Here is a 16819-nt window from a genome sequence, read left to right as displayed (position 1 = left end):
GAGATCCGGAGGAGGGGCGACATGCCGGAGGCGGTGGCAGGGCCACAGCAGACGACGGTACTTGTCGAAGTCGTAGCCCCGATCGGCATACAGACGCCGGGGCTTGCGGCGGGGGCGTCCTCGCAGGCCCCGAATCGCTGGGACGGCGTCCAGCAGCGGCAGCAACTGGGTGACGTCATGTCGGTTCCCACCGGTGAGCGTGACAGCAAGCGGTGTGCCGTGGCGGTCGACGATCAGATGGTGTTTGGAGCCGCGACGGGCACGGTCGACGGGCGAGGGACCGACGTGATCCCCCCTTTCAGGGCCCGGACATGCGACCCGTCCAGCAGTCGTCCAGGCCTAGAAGGTCAGCGCGGCGCAGTTCGGCCAGCAGGGCGGGATGCAGGCGTGGCCAGACGCCGGTCTCGGTCCAGTCCCGCAGCCGGCGCCAGGCCGTCACCCCGGAGCAGCCCACGGTCTCGGCCGGAACATCGCGCCAGGCGACACCGGTCCGCAGCACGTACATGACGCCCGCGAGGGCCGCCCGGTCCGGAACCCGAAGTCGACCCGGGTAGCGACGGCGCCGTTCGGGAGCGGACGGCAGCAGCGGAGCCACCCGCTCCCACAGGTCATCCGGAACAAGATCAGCATGAACTCGGAACACCCTGCCGACCAAGATCACCGAGCGCAAGACCCACAGCTCAACTCATTCTGAAACGATCAGTGAGGCCACGGGAAAGCGGGAGACGGGAGGAGCCTTGACCCATTTGGCTCGGATTCCGTTGGCGAATGGAGGCTCCCTGCTGGTGGAGGCTCCGGCGGCGGCAGACGGGCCAGTGAAGGCCGGCCTCGTCGGCGACCGCATCCACGAAATCCCCGGCAACCTGCAAGCGGCCCTTGGTCCGGTGACGGAGGCCGCGAGTGCCATGCTCGACCAGCTACGCAAGGCAGGCCCCGACGCGATCACGGTCGAGTTCGCGTCGACCTCGCGTTCGAGGCCGGGGCCGTGATTACCAAGAGCAGTGCCAACTGGCACCGCCGCGTGACGATGGCGTGGAGGAAGAGCAGCCACCCTGATGCGGATTCGCACGCGGACTGATCCCATGGACATCACCGGCACGCCCCCGGACGGAGACCGCGGCGACCAGAGTTGCTGGTTGGGCCAGGGTGCTGGTGAAAATCCCGGCCTCCAGGCCTCCGCGCGGCTACTGTACTGCGGGTAGATCGTCCGACCGACGAGGGGGCTGAGTCGTGCTGACCACTACGCACCCCCCGTAGGTACCTCTGGAAAGCCCAGAGGGCCCTACGGAGGCTCTCGATGTCCCGAACCGTCCGCACGACTCCCAGGCAACTCCGCGTCCAAGACGGCTCTTCGGAGTCCATGTCCCTGTACGACCTGCGCTACACGCACGCCGAACTGGCCCAGGCCGCCCGCGAAGGCCGTCGTCCTGTCCCGACGAAGACGCTGCGCCAGATCACCTCCTGGCAGTGGATGGTGCTCGACTGCAGAGATGCCTCGCTCTCGACCGAGATCGCTACGGCTGAAGGCCGGGCTCGGCTCCAGGGTCGACTCGAAGCTCAGCGAATCCGCGGACTGCACCACGCCGGCCACGACCTTGACGGCGCAGATATCCCTCCGGTGCGCCACCGTCACGGCGGGCTCTGGAACGCGTGGTAGACACGAAGACTGACCGGCATGGGCGAGCACAGGAAGTGTCTGCGGCAGGTCGACCAAGAGGCTTGCGCCTTCCTGTCCTCGTACGTGATTGCTCACCGCCGTCAGACTGCTCACGAAACCACGGTCAGAGCCAGAATTCGAGATCGGCATCAGGGCATCCTCGCCGGGTTCGAGATCGACGTCCTCGAGTTCCGCGACTCCTCACCCGTGCTCGGGCTGTCGGAGGAGGCGTTGCGGAGCCGGCGCCTCGCGCTGCTGCAGACAGCACTCCTGGAGCACGCCGCCGCGCGCACCGTGCGTACCGTCATGACCTTCCACCAGAAGGCTGAGGAGGCCCGCGCGTTCGCGGACCAGCTGCCGCACCACCGCCGAGCTGTATCTGACCGACGCCTCCGACTCGGAGCTGGCGAAGGCGGAGACGCTGCCGAAGTCGTCAATCGACGCCGAGTTCTACAAGCTGGAAGCGGGCCGCCACGTCCCGCCCAACCGCGTCTGGTCCGCGTGGCTGTCTGGCAACCACCTCGTCACCGAGCGGCGCGAGGTCCTCCGCCAGTTCGCCAACGGCCTCGACGCGACCGGACACCTCGTGCACCGGGCGTTCCTCGCCTCCGTGCGCATCCTCGGGGAAGGCGTCGACATCTCCGGCGAGCGCGGAGTCGAAGCCGTCGTTCGCCGACACGCCGTCATCTGGGTGAGGACGGCGAGCAACTCGCGATCGGACAGCTGATGGCGAACCTACGGCGTACCGGCGGCCTCGGCATAAGCGAAGAGACTGCGACCACCTGGGCCGCGCAGCTCGCTGCAACCGACAAGGACTGGAAATGCCCCTGGCCGCTGGACTGGCAGCGGCACTACCGGATCCTCGCCGCCCTGGCCGATACCGAAGCCAGCGGAGTGCTCCCCGACATCCAGCCCGGCGTCCTCTTCGAGCGCGACGACCTCGGACGCCGGCTCCAGCGACAGGCGAACCCCTGGGCCGGGTGTCGAAGGAGCAGCAGACGCAGCGACTGACGGCGCTGGGCATCAAGCCCGCTGAAAGGCCCGCTGCGGCCACGACGTCCGGAGGCGGAGGGAAGACGTCAGCAGCCTTCCAGCGAGGCCTGACTGCCCTCGCGCAGTACATCGCCCGCGAAGGCCACCACCGCATCCCCCGCAGCCACACAGAACAGATCATGGTCGAAGGCGAGGACACCCCGGCGCTCGTGAAGCTGGGCGTGTGGACCACCAACACCCAAACCCGCCGCGACAAACTCACTCCCGAGCAGCGCACCTCGCTCCTTGAACTCGGGGTGGAATGGGCGGGATAGCGCTTCTCCACCTCGTCGAAGGGCTGGGCACAAGATCACCACGCTCGCGCGCGTAAACGGTGCAGGCCAGCCTGAGTTGCGCGGGCTGGGCGCGGGCGTCCTATCCTGCCCGGACCGCGGGCCTTCCGGTCCGTGGAGGGGAGGGAACCGTGGAAAGCAGAAGCGCCGCAGAGGCGACGTCCGTTCGGGAGTGCCCGGAGTGCCGGGCACCGGTTCCGGTGGACGAGAGGTACGTCGACTGGTGCGCCGCGGGCGACTGGAACGTGGATCCGGGCGCACAGGACCCCGAGCCGGGCCGGATCCCGGCCGCGCGGCGCAGACTGGCACACGAGTACGGGGAGCAGCTCGCGGCCGAGATGGAGCAGGGCGGGGGCCGGAGCGCGCCCGTGGGGCGCGATGCCGCGACCCTGGCGGCGTTCGGGCTCTCCCTGGTGGTGCACGGGGTGACTGTGGTGCTGGCAGTGGCGGGGATACTGCTGGTGGTACTGGGCTGGGACACCGGCGTGCAGCCCGTGGTGGGCGCGCTGCTGCTCGGGCTCGCGGCGGTGCTGCGGCCGCGCCCCGCACGGCTCCCGAAGGACGCGCCGGTGCTGTACCGCGCCGACGCGCCACGGCTGTTCGAGCTGATCGACGAGGTGGGGACCGCCGTCGGGACGGCCGGGGTGCACGCTGTGGTGGTGACCCCCGAGGCCAACGCGGCGGTGACCACGTACGGCCTGCGGGCGCGGCGCATGATGATCCTGGGCCTCGGACTGTGGGAGATCCTCCCGCCACAGGAACGGGTGGCGCTGCTGGGCCACGAGCTGGGGCACTTCGCCCACGGGGACACCCGGCGCGGCATCGTCACGGGCGGAGCGCTGCACGCGCTGTCCACCTGGTTCTACATGCTGGCGCCGAGCCGGCCGAAGAGGCTGATGGACCGGTTCGTGAACGCGGTGACGTTCCTGCCCCGGTGGACAACGTACGGACTGCTCATACTCCTCGACCACCTGACGCTGCGCGCCTCGCAGCGCGCCGAGTACCTGGCCGACGTCAGCGCGGCCAGGGCCGGGTCCACGGAAGCAGCCGTCGGTTTGCTGGACCGCGTGCTGGTCAGTCAGGCGGTAGGCCCCGAGCTGCGCCGGGAGTCGGTGGCCGCCCAGATGCAGGGCGGCTCGGCCGGCCGCGAGGCACGCGACGCGGCGGAACGCGGGCTGTGGGAGCGGCTGGCCGCGCGCATGGCCGCCGTGCCGGAGCACGAGTACGAGCGGCTGCGCCGGGTCGCGGCCCGGCGCGGGCACAGCGTGGACAGCACGCACCCGCCGACCCACCTGCGCCGCCGGTGTGCCGCGGCGGGCGGCCCGTACACGGCGCAGGTCACGCACGACGAGGACCGTGCCGCGGCGGTGGCGCAGGAACTGGCCCCGGCCCGCGCCGCCCTGGCCCGCCGCGTCATTCGCGACTACGCAGGCTGACCCTGCCGACCGCGTCCCAACCACCGGCGGGTCGGGCACCGGCAGCGAGGACGACGTCGAAGAGGACGCGCCAGCTGGCATCGAGGGGCGCGTGAGGTGGGCAAGCCGCCGTTCGCGGGTGGCTTGCCCAGGCTCACCTTAGGCTTGCCCGGCCTTCAGCGCCCCACAGAGGGCGGGCCTCCCCACTCCCGCCGCAATGCGCGCAGTGTCCCGAGCGGGCTATCCCGGACGTGCCGATGATCTCGCCGACGTCCAGCAGGAGCCGGGTCAGGCCGGTCAGGTGGTCATCGTGCAGGGCCAGGTCTCGGCGCTTGCCGACCATGACCTCCAGGGCGATGTCGGGGCCGATAATTCGGGCGTCGAAGTCGATGCCGCGTGTGGTGGTGGCGATCAGGTCGTGCAGTTCGCTCATCGTCTGCGCCGCGGTCAGCTGGACCCGCGACGCGAGGATCAGGGTGGGGTACTCCTCCAGCGGGGGGGTGTGCAGGGTGTAGCGGGTGGGTCCGGAGGTCAGGAGCAGGCGGGCGCCGTCGAATTCAAGGTCGACCGGGTGGGTGCCCTTGATCGTGCGGGTGATGTCGGCGAGGAGGTGGCCGGAGACCAGGACGGTACCCGGCGTGGTGATCTCGGCGTCCACAGTGGCATGGGCGCTGGTCTCGTAGTCGAAGGCGGCGACGGTCAGGACGCTGGTGGTGGCGTCCAGCCGGATCGCGGCGAGGGCGGGGACGGGGGCCGGGCGGGCAGGGCGCGGGCGGCGTCGGTGACGGCGGCCGCGAGCGGGGCGAGATCCGTACGGAGCCTCATCGGTGCTCCCTTCCGAGCGTGCGGGCGGACTGCCGGCCGGGGCCGGGTGTGCCCGGGTGTGCGGGAGAGGTTGGGTGCCGTCCGTCCGGTACGGGGAGAGGCCCTGTACCGGACGGTGAGCGGGGGGTGCTGGCCGTTAGGCCGTGGCGGCGGCGCGGCGCTCGGCGCGCAGCCGGCGGCGGTCGCTGAGGGTCGTGCCGGCCCAGATCCCGGATCCGGCGCGGCTCGGGTGGTCCAGGGCCCAGGCCAGGCACTGCTTGCGGGTGGCCTCGGGGCATGCACTGAGGCAGGCCATCTGGCCGTTCAGTCGCTGCTTCGGGGTCCCGGTCCAGTCCTCGGGGTCAGCCGGCGGCGCCCGGTACGGTTCGCTGCCGGTCAACCGCGGCCACGGGGCGAGGTCGGCGGCGGTCACTCCCCCACCCCCCTGGCGCCGGCGGCCGGGATGGCGGCGGCGGGCAGCAGGTGCTCGAAGGGCTCCCACGCCGTGAGGTCGTACAGGTTCAGCAGGTCGACGTCGACCACGGCGCCCTGCTCTTCGTCGCCGAGGCCCAGGTGGTCGCGCTGCAGGCCGTCGTTGGTGCAGGCGCCGGGGTCGTCGTCGAGGTCGAGGTCGGCGACCACGACGGTGGCGCCGATGCGCTGGAGGACGTACAGGCGCCGGATGGGGATGTCGTCCTCGTCGGTGTCAGGGCGGCGGACCCAGGTCGGCCGCGGAAACCCCGGCCCCTCGGCAGACTTCTGCCGCAGCCTCCGCGCAGCAGCCCGGCCGGCATCCGCCGACCGCTCACCCGGCGACCGCAGCCGGACCGGCCCCGAAACCCGGCACGTCCTCCATCGTCACGTCCAGGCGCAGCCGCTTGAACCGCAGCGGGTGGCGGAAGACCCCGCTGTGGTCGACGGCCCGGTCGGCACTGATCTCTGCCACTAGGTCCGGGTCGGACCAAGACCGCGTCCGGGACGTCACGACTGCCCCACGCCGCGGCGAAGCGGACCCCCGTCCACGGATGCCCGGGGCCGCCCGGGGCCAAGTGCTCGGCAACCTGCAGGGACGAGTCCGGGCGCAGCGGTACCGTCCAGCCGACCGCGCGCAGCCGGCCCGCGGGGTCGTGGCGGCCGAGGACGAGGAGCTGGGGGCGGGTCAGGACGCCCGTGATGGCGCCGATGATCGCTTCGGTGGTGTCGCGGCGGCGGATCTTGTACCAGCCGCGCACCGAGGGCCGGTAGGGCTGGTCCGCGCCCTTGACCACAATGCCTTGTGCACACCCGGCCACTGACCACTATGCGCATCGCGGTCACCTTCTTCTGGTAGACGCCCACGGCTGACCAGAATCACGATATGCCCGTAATGCCGTGGGGCGCTCGAAGCCGTCTCTCAGCCGTGCTTCACGCCCGGCCGAATGCTCCCGGGCCACGGGCCCGCATCATCGTTTCTTCCCTGTCAGCCCTGTGACCTGCACGGAAAGGGCGTCGGGTCGAAAGAGTGAAGTGGTGTGGATTCGCTGGTAGCGGGATCTCAGCCTCGCAATTATAGGTTCCGCTTTCGCCTGAAAGCGGCGGCCTCACGGGTGGCGCAGCCCGGCCGCACCACGAGAGGAAGGAGCTGGATTCATGTCCATGCCTGTTGTGAGCATCTGGGACAACGCCATGCCTGGCGCTCAGCCCGCGTACCCGAGGACTTCCCCGTGGGACGCCACGTGGCCACTCGAAGGGGGAACCGCCTGGGTGTTCTACAGCACGCCGGGCCAGAGCCGGGTCAGGAAGCCGGTGATCCTCTCCGACGGCTTCTCCGCCGGGAAGAGCGATCCCGACGCCCTGTGGTACGCCCTGGAGAACGGCGAGTACCCCTTCGTCTCCTCGCTGCGGGAGGCCGGCTTCGACCTGGTTCTTCTCGGCTTCGAGGAGCGGTCCGCGTCCATCATCGACAACGCCGGCGTGGCGATCCAGTGCATCAAGAAGGCGATCGACGACCGCGAAGGGACCGCCAAGCTGACGGTCGGCGGTTTCAGTATGGGTGGGCTGGTCACGCGTTACGCCCTCGCGAAGATGCATCACGACGGTGACGACCACCAGACCTCGACCTATCTCTCCTACGACACCCCTCACCGCGGCGCCTGGCTGCCCATCGGGGTACAGGCGTTCGCGCACTGGGTGAAGGACAACTGGGGCTCGATCCCGGGGTTCGGCGAACTCCTCGGCAGCTTCTCCGTGCTGGTCAACAGCCCGGCCGCCCGAGAACTGCTGCGCTGGCACATCGGTACCGTCGGCGCCGAGGCCCGCCAGGACCAGGCCCGCATCGACTTCCTCAACGAACTCGAACGGGTCGGCAGCTGGCCCGAGGGCGTACGTCGGCTCGGTGTCGGAAACGGGGCGGGCACCGGCGCCGGAAACAACATCCCGGCCGGCGTGACGGCGATGCGCACCACCGGTCAGGAGCTGACGGACACCCGTCTGGACACGCAGAACATGGGAGAACAGGTCGTCGCCGTCCTGAAGAAGGCCGGAACCACCGAGATCCAGATCACCACCAGCGGCCTGCCCGACATCGACGGCGCTCCCGGCGGCCTGTTCCCCGAAGCGCACAACCTCCCGGGCCACCCCGGAAACTTCGGAACCGCCGCCTTCCTGGCCGGGCTTCTCGAAGGTCAGCCGGCCGAACTCACCTACAACACGAGCACGTTCGTCCCGAGCGTCAGCGCAGTGGCGGCCGGCGACATCGACGACCACGACACGCTTTACAGCAAGATCGACCCCGCCGACAGCGAACTCGACGCCTTCATGTGCGCCAGTGACAACGAGGGACACACACTGATGACCGAGGAACTCGGCGAGTGGATCCTGACCAAGCTCCAGGGCGAATAGCCCCCTGCCACGACGATGACCGGCTCCCGGTCCTGGCACGACCGATGGGACCCGGGATCCGGTCACCGAGCCGTCCGGCCGCCGTCACAGCTACGTGGCCGTGCGCACCGGTCCGGCGAGTGCAAGGGAGCGACCGCATACACATTGCCGTCCTCAGCGCCGAAGTAGACGACGCCGCTCGAAGACACCTGCCGTCCGGGTGCCACGTCCCCCATCCAATCCGTGGCCGATACCAGCTGACACCCGGTTTCACTGACTGGTCACTCTTACGCAGGACAGGACAACACCGGTCATGGTGCTCGAAGAAGCCGACGTCGTGCTTTCGGCGTGACCGGAGCAGCCGGCACCCCTCGCGCCCGACGACCCGAGGCTGCCCAGCCCCCAGCAGTGACCGGTGCCTAGTGCCGTTTCAGGCTGCGTTTGGGGACTGCAAAAGGAACGGCTCTGTCTCACATTCGGTGGTGACGGAGGGTGAGGCGACCCCCGTGGTGTGCTCCGACAATGGATCTTGCTGATCCACGGGAAGGTGTCCTGGTGGGACGTAGGTCTCCGTATCCGGCGGAGTTCAGGAACGACGCTGTCGCGCTGTATCGCGCAGCGGGCGGGAAGCGCACATATGCGGCGGTCGCGGCGGATGTCGGGGTGACCGGTGAGACGCTGCGGAGCTGGGTGCGCCAAGCCGACGACCACGCGGGCCGCGATCACAGCCCGCCCAAGCAGAGCGTGGGGAGCCGTGACGAGGAACTGGCCCGGCTGCGCGCGGAGAACGGCCGACTGCGCAAGGCGGAGAAGGAGAGGAACTCGAGCGGGAGATCCTACGCCGGGCAGCGGCCTATTTCGCCAAGGAGATGAAGTGGAGGCCCACCGCTGGGACTTCGTCTCCGCCCGCGCCGAGACCTTCGGCGTCCAGCGGATATGCCGGGTCGTCCGGGTGTCTCACACACTCCGGGGACGCCTCATTCGGCGAGCGGTCACGGCCCATGGACACTCCCCGAACGAGACCGCCGCCCTGGATTCGCCGTTCGATTGACAGACCTAGCCCGGAACGCATTCGACGCGGCGCCCGCTCCCCAGGTACGGTCGTATTGTCATGTACAGCCCCTGAGCGGAAGTGACAGCTGCTGAGGAGCATTACCGCAGCGAGGCGGCACGGCCCGCGCCCGCGTGGTGAGCCCGGACGGGGCAGCGCCGGGGGGCGTGGGTGAGAGACGTCGAGGAGACCGAGAACGTGCACGAAACCGGGCCTATCCATTCCGTCGGACAGGGCCGTTACGTCCTGCGGGCTCCCTTGGGCGAGGGTGGGATGGCGTCCGTCCATCGTGCGCACGATACGGTGCTGGGGCGCACCGTCGCGGTCAAGACGCTGCACGCCGATCTGGCCCGCGATCCCTCCTTCCGTGAGCGCTTCCGCCGCGAGGCCCGCGCGGTGGCCGCGCTGAGCCACCCGAACATCGTCGGCGTGCACGACAGCGGCGAGGACAGCGGTCCGGACGGGCCGGTCCAGTACATGGTGATGGAGTACGTCCAGGGCCGCTCGCTGCGCGAGCTGATCCGAGATCACGCGCCCCACGGTGGCATCCCGTTGGACCGGGCCCTGACGGTGACCGCGGCCGTCCTGGACGCGCTGGCTTGCAGCCACCGGCAGGGGCTCGTCCACCGCGACATCAAGCCCGCCAACGTGATGACCACCGCCGACGGCACGATCAAGGTGATGGACTTCGGGATAGCCCGGGCGCTCCAGTCGGATGGCACCGCCATGACCCGGACCGGCACCGTCCTCGGCACACCGCAGTACCTCTCCCCCGAGCAGGCGCTCGGCCAGCCCGCCGACGCCCGCTCCGACCTGTACTCAGTAGGCTGCATGCTGTTCGAACTGGTCACCGGGCGTACGCCGTTCGAGGGCGAGTCGACGATGAGCATCCTCTACCAGCATGTGCAGCAGCCGGCGCCGGCGCCGTCCTCATTCAATCCGTCTCTTCCCGCCGCCGCGGACGCCATCGTCGCCCGCGCGCTGAGCAAGGACCCCGCCGACCGGTACGAGGGCGCCTCCGCCATGGCCGAGGACGTCCGCCGGATCGCCTCCGCCCCCGGCAGCCCGGCCACGCTCGCCGCCACTGCCACTGCCACTGCCACTACGGTCGATGCAACCGCGCCCACCGACACCACGGGCAGCACGCACAACGCACCCACCGTCACCGCCGACCTGGGCGGTTCCGACCGTACCGGCGGCCCAGCCGTCACGACGAACGGCGGCGCGGACGGGCCCACGACAACCACCCGCTGGACCGTTCACCCGCGTTCCGCCCACGACATCCTGACCCTCCGCAGGCTCCGGATCTTCGCCTGGGGCGCCTTCCCCGCAGTGGCGATGGTGGTCGCGGCGAGCACGCTCGGCGGCTGGTTCTCGTTTGGCGGCGGCGGGCACACGTCGGATCCGCGCGCCACCGGCCCGTACTCCTCGTGCGACCCGGTCGCATCCTGGAGCGGCCACTTCAATCCCCCGTCGTTCACCGGCATGTCAGCGGCCGAGGCCACGACCTGCGCCGAGATCGCCGGGCTGAAGCTCGACCAGAAGTCGACCACGGGGACGAAATACGACAAGGACACGGTCAACCGCCAGGAACCAGTGACCGCGAAGTCGGTCGAGCGGGGCAGCACCGTCACGGTCTGGGTGTCGACCGGCGGCGACCCGCGCGCCAAAGGCGACCTGGAGAACTGCGAGGTCGAAAAGCACCACGACAAAATCTCGATCCCCTGGCTGAAGCAGCGGACCGCCGCCGACGCGCGCGTCTGCGCGGAGATCGCCCACCTCCAGCTGCGCGAGGCCGGCACCGTTCAGGACCCGCTCACCCCGGCCGGCCAGGTCTCCAAGCAGGACCCGGTGTCCCAGGACGTGCTGATCGGCAGCACAGTCACCGTGTGGATTTCCTCCGGCGGCGACCCGAGGGCGGTGGGCGAGCTGGCCGGCTGCGACCTGTACACCACCAGCGAGCAGCCGAAGGTCCCCTCGCTGGAACTCCTCACGATCCAGAACGCCCGGGCCTGCGTGGAGATCGCCGGCCTGAAGCTGGAGGAGCACACCGGCCCCGACTCGCTCTGGCCCGCCGGGCAGGTCGTCCGGCAGGAGCCGTCGAGCCTCGCTCGGATCAGCCCCGGCGGCACGGTGAAGGTCTGGATCTCGTCCGGCCGGCCCTGACCCCGCCCCCCATTACCGTTTTGGCTGCCCCGCAATGGGGCGCCCGGCCTTCGGAGTTGCATGATTTTCTCCCCCTGTCGAAGTGATGGCAATGCCGTTGCGTTAGTGGTCGTGCCATCGGTGGCGCAGTGTGACCACGACTGGGGCTCGTCGGCTGCTGGCTGGCTCACCGGGCACTTTGCTGGCGAAGTGCGTGATGCACAACTTGATCCTTCGCGGGCAGTCATGTGAGCGTCGTGGTGGCAGCAGAGCTGCTGCGATCGCGGCGAGGCCGAGCCGGCGGTCACGTCGTTGGGCCGCGGGGGAAAAGCCGCACGGTGCGATCACCGAGCGGCGGACGACATGCAGGGCCCGGACGAATGACGTCCGCTCGGCAGGACTCTGGGTGAGGCGGGCCGCCTCACCCAGGAGCTCCCGGGTCGCGTGGTGGACGGTCAGGTGGGCGAAGATCTCCTGACGCACCCCGTCCGGGGTCTGCGACCTGAGGACCGGCCTGTCCCGCTGGTGGGTTTTGTCTCGTCGAAGACCAGCTCGATCTCCCACCGCCGCGCATAGAGCGCTGCAAGTTCCTCAGCCGGGTACGTCTGGTGGTCCAGCAGGCTTGTGATGAGCCGGGCCACTTCAGCCCGGCCGTCGATCCGGTACTCGAGGGTGTGCGGCCGGGCACGGACGTTCAGGCGATCCGCGCGGCGTACCGCGTGGGCCCGGGCGGTGAGCGCCCCGGCGGCAAGTCGGGCCCGCTCGTACGGGGACTTCGTGCGGGCGCGGGTCAGCGGGCGCAGCACGGCCTGGTCCTCGGTGTCGTCCGGGTACAGGGCGCGCAGGTCAGCGGTCATCATCCGGCCCCGGCCGGCAGGGCGGGTGTAGTCGTCGACGACGGTCTGCACGATCTGCTCGTCCAGGCCGGGCTGGTGGGGCCGGCCGCGCATGACATAGGCGAGGTGGCGGCGGGCTTCGACCAGGAGGTGGTGATGCTTGAACGCGCCGCGCATCACGTACACCACGGCGACGTCGACGGCGGCCAGCGCTATGTCGACGACCGGGCGAACCCGCGCCCACACCGCTGCGGCCGCCACCCGGGCCCGCTCCGCCAGCCGGTCAATAACGTCGGCGCCGTACGCCCGGATCGCCGGCTTCCGCCAGCCGCCGCGCAGCTCGGTCAGGGATCGCAGCTCCTTGCACTTCGGCGGCCGGGTCCGGTCGGCGGCCTGCCGGTTCAACGCGTACGCGGCGCGCTCCCCCGGCGGGTGCCCCTGCGTCTCTTCGTAGTCGGCGAGGATGACGGGCACCGCGTCCGCGATCTGCTGACGGCGGGTCGACTGCCAGCCGGTCAGCCCCCAGTCGATCCCGGCGATCTCCATGACCGGCCTTTTGCCTGCGGTCACCTCGCGCGGCTCCCACGCCCACCCGAGCCGGGCCGAGACCTCCTCCATGAAGTAGAGGGAGTACAGGGTGCCGGCCGCCACGATGTGCGCCTGCATCCGGTCCTGATACCGGTTCCCCCACTTCCCGTCCGGCCGCCGGGCCCGGATCGACACCACCGCATGGTCATGGAGGAACGGCCGTGATGCGCGGGATCGGGACTCGTAGTGGCGGAACACGGCGACGATCAGCCCGCCCTGGATCCGGGCGCTGTGCTTGCCGCCACTCCCCCAGCGGATCTCCGCTACCGCCTCCTCCAGCCACGCCAGCGTCTTGTCCCGGGCGATGTCCTGACACGGCTCCAGCACCATGCGGTGCTTGTCATCGCAGAGAGCCCACGCGATCTGTGCGGACGTACCACGGGATCCAGGACGGGCCGGAGTCCAGTACGGACCTCGACGCCGAGTGGCAGCCGGCCCGGCTTCTCGTCGAGAGGCCCGAGTTCGGGCCGACGCAGCGGGAGAACGTCCAGCTGCTCCGCGAGCTGCCCGAGCCGGACGACGGTGGATTTGGGTGGGGCTACAACGGGGGCGGCACCAGCCGGGCCGCCGCGCTGATCCTCGCGGACGCCCTGGAGCTGGGCGATCCCGACGGGTGCGGCATCGGGCTCAGCGCCTACCCGGAGAGCAAAGTCCTCGTCTCGGTGCGGGAGGACTTCTGGCAGCGACGTGCTGTCGCAGTTCTGCGACCGTTGGAGGCTGCGCCGCAACGTGGTCCTGCGCTGGGTATACGTCTGGTACCTGCAGAACGGGATCGTCGACCTCCCGGCGGCACTGCGGGAACTTCCCCCGTTCCGCGTCGGCTACGACCGCTGAGCGGGTCGTCGAACCACCATCGGCCGGGGTCGGACCTGTTGGGGCCAACAGGTCCGACCCCGGCTGATCTGTGTTTTCTCAGGTGCCTCGCTCGGGTCAGGCCGGCGGAGGCGTTGTCGTCCCATCCGTCCTCGCGCTGCATGTAGCCGAACATGGAGCGGGAGTGGCGGGCCCAGCCTCCCTGATCGGCGATGGCGATGGCGTCCTTGCCTTTCCTCCTGCCGGTGGAGGCAAGGCCGATGCGCAGGGAGTGGCAGGTCCAGGAGATCGCCACCCCGGCGCGGGCGGAGATGCGTTTGACGGCCCGGGTGACGCTGTCGGGGACCAGGCCGCCGGTGATGCGGCCGTGCCGGTCGATGCCGACGAAGGCCGGGGTGGAGGAGTCGGCCCACCGAAGACCGTGCTCGGCGACCAGTCGCTCGCGGTAGGCGGTGTAGGCGCGGAACGGGCAGATGACGACGGACGCTCTTATGTTTCACTTAGAACGTGCCCCTAGCGTCTCGTTCATGATGATGCAACGTGGTGCAGTCGGATCTGTTGTCCTCACGGCCGTGGCCTTGACGGCCACCGTCGGGGTGGCCGTCGCGGCTTCCGCCCCAGACAAGGCCGCCTCGGTGTCCCACGGCAAGATGACCGACAATCTGTACATGTCGCTCGGCGCATTCGAGGATGCCACGTCCGGCGAGGACCCTAAGGGCAAGGCCATGATTGACCGTACGGACATCGGCGGCGTACAGGTGGTGGTGCCCTGGAAGGCCCTTGAGGGGAAGAAGGGGGAGTACAAGTGGTCGCGGCTGGACAATGCCCTGAAGTATCTCCAGGAACGCCACAAGAAATTGTTCGTCCAGGTTCAGGATCGGTTCTTCGATCTAGCCATGAAGGACGCCAACGTTCCCCAATATGTGAAGGACGAGGGCGGGGTCGCGCCGACGGTCGATGAGAACCCTGACAACCCCACCACCCATGGGGCCATGGCCGCGCAGTGGAACAAAGACGTGCGAGCAGACTTCCAGGCCATGCTGAAGGCGATGGCGGAGAAGTTCGACGGCAAGCTCGCCGGGGTGAACCTTCCGGAGACCGCGGTCGAGGTGGACACCAAGAAAGATCAGACCAAGTACACCTCGAAGTCCTACATCGATGCCGAGATCGACAACATGCGCTACGGAAGGAAGGTCTTCACCAAGACGCAGTTCATCCAGTACATCAACTTCCTGCCGGATGACGACGACCACAAGCGCATGAAGGAGATGTTCGACCTCGCCAGGGACAAGAAGATCGGCATCGGAGGACCGGACACCCTGCCGGACCGGCAGTACCAGATGGAGAACTCCTACAAGTTCCTCCACGAATACAAGGATGCCCTTCCCCTCGTCGCGATGGCCGTCCAGGAACCCGACATCAACGCCAAAGACCCCAAGACCGGTAAGCCGTACACCCGCGAACGGTTCACGGAATTCGCCCACGACTACCTCGGTGCGCGCCAAATGTTCTGGACCACCGAAGCAGACTGGCTGCAGAAGCCCCCGGCATGACACGTGCACGAGTGCGGCCACTCAGACCCGTGTGAGTGACCGAGCGCTCCCAGGGGGCACCTCGCGATGTGATCAGCTCATGACCTACGGGAATTGCGCAGCAGAGTCTGAACGCCCTCAAAACAACCCCAGGGCCGGCCCCGCACGTCCGTCGTCAAACGATGGCGACATCAACCGGTCAAGGCACTCTCCCGCGGACGAAGGGCAGTTACGTGATGACCGGCTGGCTCCAGATCCACCGGCGGCCCTCGCCGCTGCCAGCGGTGGCCAAGGGTGCGTCCACAGGACGGCGGGGTCATCGCGGTGACGATCCGGGCCGCGTCCTGTCTGGGCAGGCCAGGCGCGAAATCGGTGGTCCCGCCCCGCGGCTGGGTTCCGCCGTCGTGGGCAGGCGATCGGTCCGTCAAGGAGCGCTTCTCGGCCATCCGCGCTCACGGCAGGGGCGATGCCGGCTGGGCCAAGCTCCCGCGTGTGCCGTTTCGTGCCGATGGAAATCAATCGGTTCGTGAGTGATGTTCATCTGAGGACGCCCGTCGCGGCCGATGGCCGGCTGGGCGCGGCCGTGGAGCACCCCGGGCTCAGCGATCCCCGCTACCTGCGGCGGCGCGGGGCCATCACCGCTCGGGCCCGCAGTCACCGGGTCGGTGATCCGTCACCGCCGGTGAACTACACGGAGGCCGAGGAGCGGACCTGGGGCATCGTCCATCAGGCGCTGTGGACCGCCCAGCGCGAGCACGCGTGCCGTGCCGTCCTCGACGCCAGGGGTCAGGCCCCTATCCCCGCGGACCACATCCCGCAGCATGGCGAAGTCGGCTCACATCTGCGGCGGTTGACGGGCTTCGACTTCACCCTCGCGGGAGGCGTGGTCGAGAACAAGCGTTTCCTGGGGTCGATGGCAGACGGATACTTCCACGCCGTGCAGTTCGTCCGCCACCCTGCCGTGCCGCTGTTCACGCCCGAGCCCGACGTCATCCATGACGTCTTCGGTCACGGGATCCACCTGGCCTCGCCGGATTTCGCCGACATCTACCGCCTCATCGGGCAGGCGGCTATTCGGGTCGAGGACGAAGACGTCCTCCAGATGATCAGCGACGTGTACTGGTTCACCCTGGAATACGGGATCCTCGACGAAGGCGGGGAACCCAAGGCGTACGGCGCGGCCCTGCTCTCGTCCTACGGGGAGATCCGCCGGCTGCGGCACTCCCGGATCCGTCCGCTGAACATCCCCGCCATACTCGCCACCGAGTACGACATCTGCGGCTACCAGCCAGTGCTCTTCAGCGCCCGCTGCCTGGACGAGGTCACCGACACCCTGGGCCGCTTCCTCGAACAGCTCGACGACGACAGCGCACCGCGCTTCGGACGCACACCGACCACCCGAGCGCAGCACGGCGGCTGATGCCGGGGTACCGACCGGCGCACAAGCCCCCGACGCCAGGCCACTGGGAGACGACAAAGCCAACTGGCGGCTGGCAGCATGCAGACGCGCTCGCCCTGTCCCTGCCCGCCGACCAGCTGCACCGCCTGGACAACGCCGCGAAGATCCTCTCCGACCAGTCCACCACCGTGTTGCTCTCACTCCTCCTGGCTGGGAACCCGCCCGTCGAACCCGCCAGCGCACCAGCGCACCAGATCGCTGTCGTCCCACCCCACGGCGTACTCCAACGCCAGCCCACGGTCCTTACTCCCCGCCTCAGCCCGTCACCCTGCTACCACCAACCCAGCCCGCACCACAGAAGCCAGCACCACAAGCAACGACCCACCACACCAACA

Annotated in this window: 14 protein-coding genes and 3 pseudogenes; 10 read left to right on the top strand and 7 right to left on the bottom strand. The window is 69.4% G+C overall.

Translation table 11 applies throughout. The features are described 5' to 3' along the window. Nucleotides 1–12: 12 nt before the first annotated feature. A pseudogene (locus ACZ5WG_RS24495) lies at nt 13–643 on the bottom strand (IS5 family transposase); the annotation flags it as partial. A 94-nt stretch (nt 644–737) separates the two neighbouring features. On the opposite strand from ACZ5WG_RS24495, the gene ACZ5WG_RS24490 reads away from it, so the two are divergent. The 4 genes and pseudogenes from ACZ5WG_RS24490 to ACZ5WG_RS24475 all read left to right on the top strand — a co-directional run bounded on the left by ACZ5WG_RS24490 (nt 738) and on the right by ACZ5WG_RS24475 (nt 4418). Continuing rightward, nucleotides 738–989 (top strand): CU044_2847 family protein, encoded by a 252-nt coding sequence (locus ACZ5WG_RS24490; RefSeq protein ID WP_468725895.1) that lies wholly within the window; start codon nt 738–740, stop codon nt 987–989. A 371-nt stretch (nt 990–1360) separates the two neighbouring features. Then, entirely contained in the window at nt 1361–1657 is a 297-nt protein-coding gene (locus ACZ5WG_RS24485) for a hypothetical protein (RefSeq protein WP_468725894.1), read from the top strand. Between the two features lie 150 nt (nt 1658–1807). Continuing rightward, a pseudogene (locus ACZ5WG_RS24480) lies at nt 1808–2964 on the top strand (helicase associated domain-containing protein); the annotation flags it as partial. Between the two features lie 149 nt (nt 2965–3113). Next, on the top strand, nt 3114–4418 hold the full coding sequence (locus tag ACZ5WG_RS24475; RefSeq protein WP_468725892.1) for a M48 family metallopeptidase: 1305 nt from the start codon (nt 3114–3116) through the stop codon (nt 4416–4418). 133 nt (nt 4419–4551) lie between these two features. Here ACZ5WG_RS24475 and ACZ5WG_RS24470 read toward each other — a convergent pair whose 3' ends face one another. The 5 genes from ACZ5WG_RS24470 to ACZ5WG_RS24450 form a co-directional block, all read right to left on the bottom strand. Continuing rightward, nucleotides 4552–5100, bottom strand: coding sequence for a hypothetical protein (locus ACZ5WG_RS24470; protein ID WP_468725982.1), 549 nt, complete (start codon nt 5098–5100; stop codon nt 4552–4554). After that, entirely contained in the window at nt 5097–5222 is a 126-nt protein-coding gene (locus ACZ5WG_RS24465) for a hypothetical protein (RefSeq protein WP_468725891.1), read from the bottom strand. The genes ACZ5WG_RS24470 and ACZ5WG_RS24465 overlap by 4 nt, the downstream gene beginning before the upstream one ends. A 136-nt stretch (nt 5223–5358) precedes the next feature. Continuing rightward, nucleotides 5359–5634 (bottom strand): WhiB family transcriptional regulator, encoded by a 276-nt coding sequence (locus tag ACZ5WG_RS24460; RefSeq protein WP_468725890.1) that lies wholly within the window; start codon nt 5632–5634, stop codon nt 5359–5361. Beyond that, entirely contained in the window at nt 5631–5843 is a 213-nt protein-coding gene (locus ACZ5WG_RS24455) for a hypothetical protein (protein WP_468725888.1), read from the bottom strand. Before ACZ5WG_RS24455 ends, ACZ5WG_RS24460 begins: the two co-directional genes overlap by 4 nt. 163 nt (nt 5844–6006) lie before the next feature. Beyond that, the gene (locus ACZ5WG_RS24450; protein ID WP_468725887.1) at nt 6007–6147 is read right to left on the bottom strand and encodes a hypothetical protein; all 141 of its coding nucleotides are present in this window, start codon (nt 6145–6147) and stop codon (nt 6007–6009) included. Nucleotides 6148–6830: 683 nt separating this feature from the next. On the opposite strand from ACZ5WG_RS24450, the gene ACZ5WG_RS24445 reads away from it, so the two are divergent. The 3 genes from ACZ5WG_RS24445 (at nt 6831) to ACZ5WG_RS24435 (ending at nt 11277) form a co-directional block, all read left to right on the top strand. After that, a complete protein-coding gene (locus tag ACZ5WG_RS24445) occupies nt 6831–8081 on the top strand; it encodes an esterase/lipase family protein (protein WP_468725886.1) in 1251 nt (416 codons plus the stop codon). Between the two features lie 501 nt (nt 8082–8582). After that, the gene (locus ACZ5WG_RS24440) at nt 8583–8933 is read left to right on the top strand and encodes a transposase (protein WP_468725885.1); all 351 of its coding nucleotides are present in this window, start codon (nt 8583–8585) and stop codon (nt 8931–8933) included. A gap of 451 nt (nt 8934–9384) precedes the next feature. Further along, a complete protein-coding gene (locus tag ACZ5WG_RS24435) occupies nt 9385–11277 on the top strand; it encodes a protein kinase domain-containing protein (protein WP_468725883.1) in 1893 nt (630 codons plus the stop codon). A 434-nt stretch (nt 11278–11711) separates the two neighbouring features. Here ACZ5WG_RS24435 and mobF read toward each other — a convergent pair. Further along, a pseudogene (gene mobF / locus ACZ5WG_RS24430) lies at nt 11712–13049 on the bottom strand (MobF family relaxase); the annotation flags it as partial. Nucleotides 13050–13367: 318 nt separating this feature from the next. Between mobF and ACZ5WG_RS24425 the strand changes: the two are divergent. From ACZ5WG_RS24425 to ACZ5WG_RS24415, 3 genes are all read left to right on the top strand, one after another. Beyond that, nucleotides 13368–13514 carry a hypothetical protein gene (locus ACZ5WG_RS24425; protein WP_468725882.1) on the top strand — a complete coding sequence of 49 codons (147 nt, stop codon included), beginning with the start codon at nt 13368–13370 and terminating at the stop codon, nt 13512–13514. Between the two features lie 506 nt (nt 13515–14020). Beyond that, nucleotides 14021–15046 carry a hypothetical protein gene (locus ACZ5WG_RS24420; RefSeq protein ID WP_468725880.1) on the top strand — a complete coding sequence of 342 codons (1026 nt, stop codon included), beginning with the start codon at nt 14021–14023 and terminating at the stop codon, nt 15044–15046. Between the two features lie 505 nt (nt 15047–15551). After that, nucleotides 15552–16445 (top strand): phenylalanine 4-monooxygenase, encoded by an 894-nt coding sequence (locus tag ACZ5WG_RS24415; RefSeq protein WP_468725879.1) that lies wholly within the window; start codon nt 15552–15554, stop codon nt 16443–16445. Nucleotides 16446–16819: the final 374 nt, after the last annotated feature.

Source organism: Streptomyces sp. NPDC032745 (genome assembly GCF_055579465.1).
The sequence above is the reverse complement of the archived record's forward strand: the minus strand, read 5'-3'. Positions and strand labels throughout refer to the sequence as shown.

Bases quoted from the DNA above. Each gene is read 5' to 3' on its own strand.
- ACZ5WG_RS24485 (WP_468725894.1), top strand. From the start codon at position 1,361: ATGTCCCTGTACGACCTGCGCTACACGCACGCCGAACTGGCCCAGGCC.
- ACZ5WG_RS24465 (WP_468725891.1), bottom strand. From the start codon at position 5,222: ATGAGGCTCCGTACGGATCTCGCCCCGCTCGCGGCCGCCGTCACCGAC.
- ACZ5WG_RS24445 (WP_468725886.1), top strand. From the start codon at position 6,831: ATGTCCATGCCTGTTGTGAGCATCTGGGACAACGCCATGCCTGGCGCT.
- ACZ5WG_RS24440 (WP_468725885.1), top strand. From the start codon at position 8,583: ATGGATCTTGCTGATCCACGGGAAGGTGTCCTGGTGGGACGTAGGTCT.
- ACZ5WG_RS24435 (WP_468725883.1), top strand. From the start codon at position 9,385: ATGGCGTCCGTCCATCGTGCGCACGATACGGTGCTGGGGCGCACCGTC.
- ACZ5WG_RS24420 (WP_468725880.1), top strand. From the start codon at position 14,021: ATGATGATGCAACGTGGTGCAGTCGGATCTGTTGTCCTCACGGCCGTG.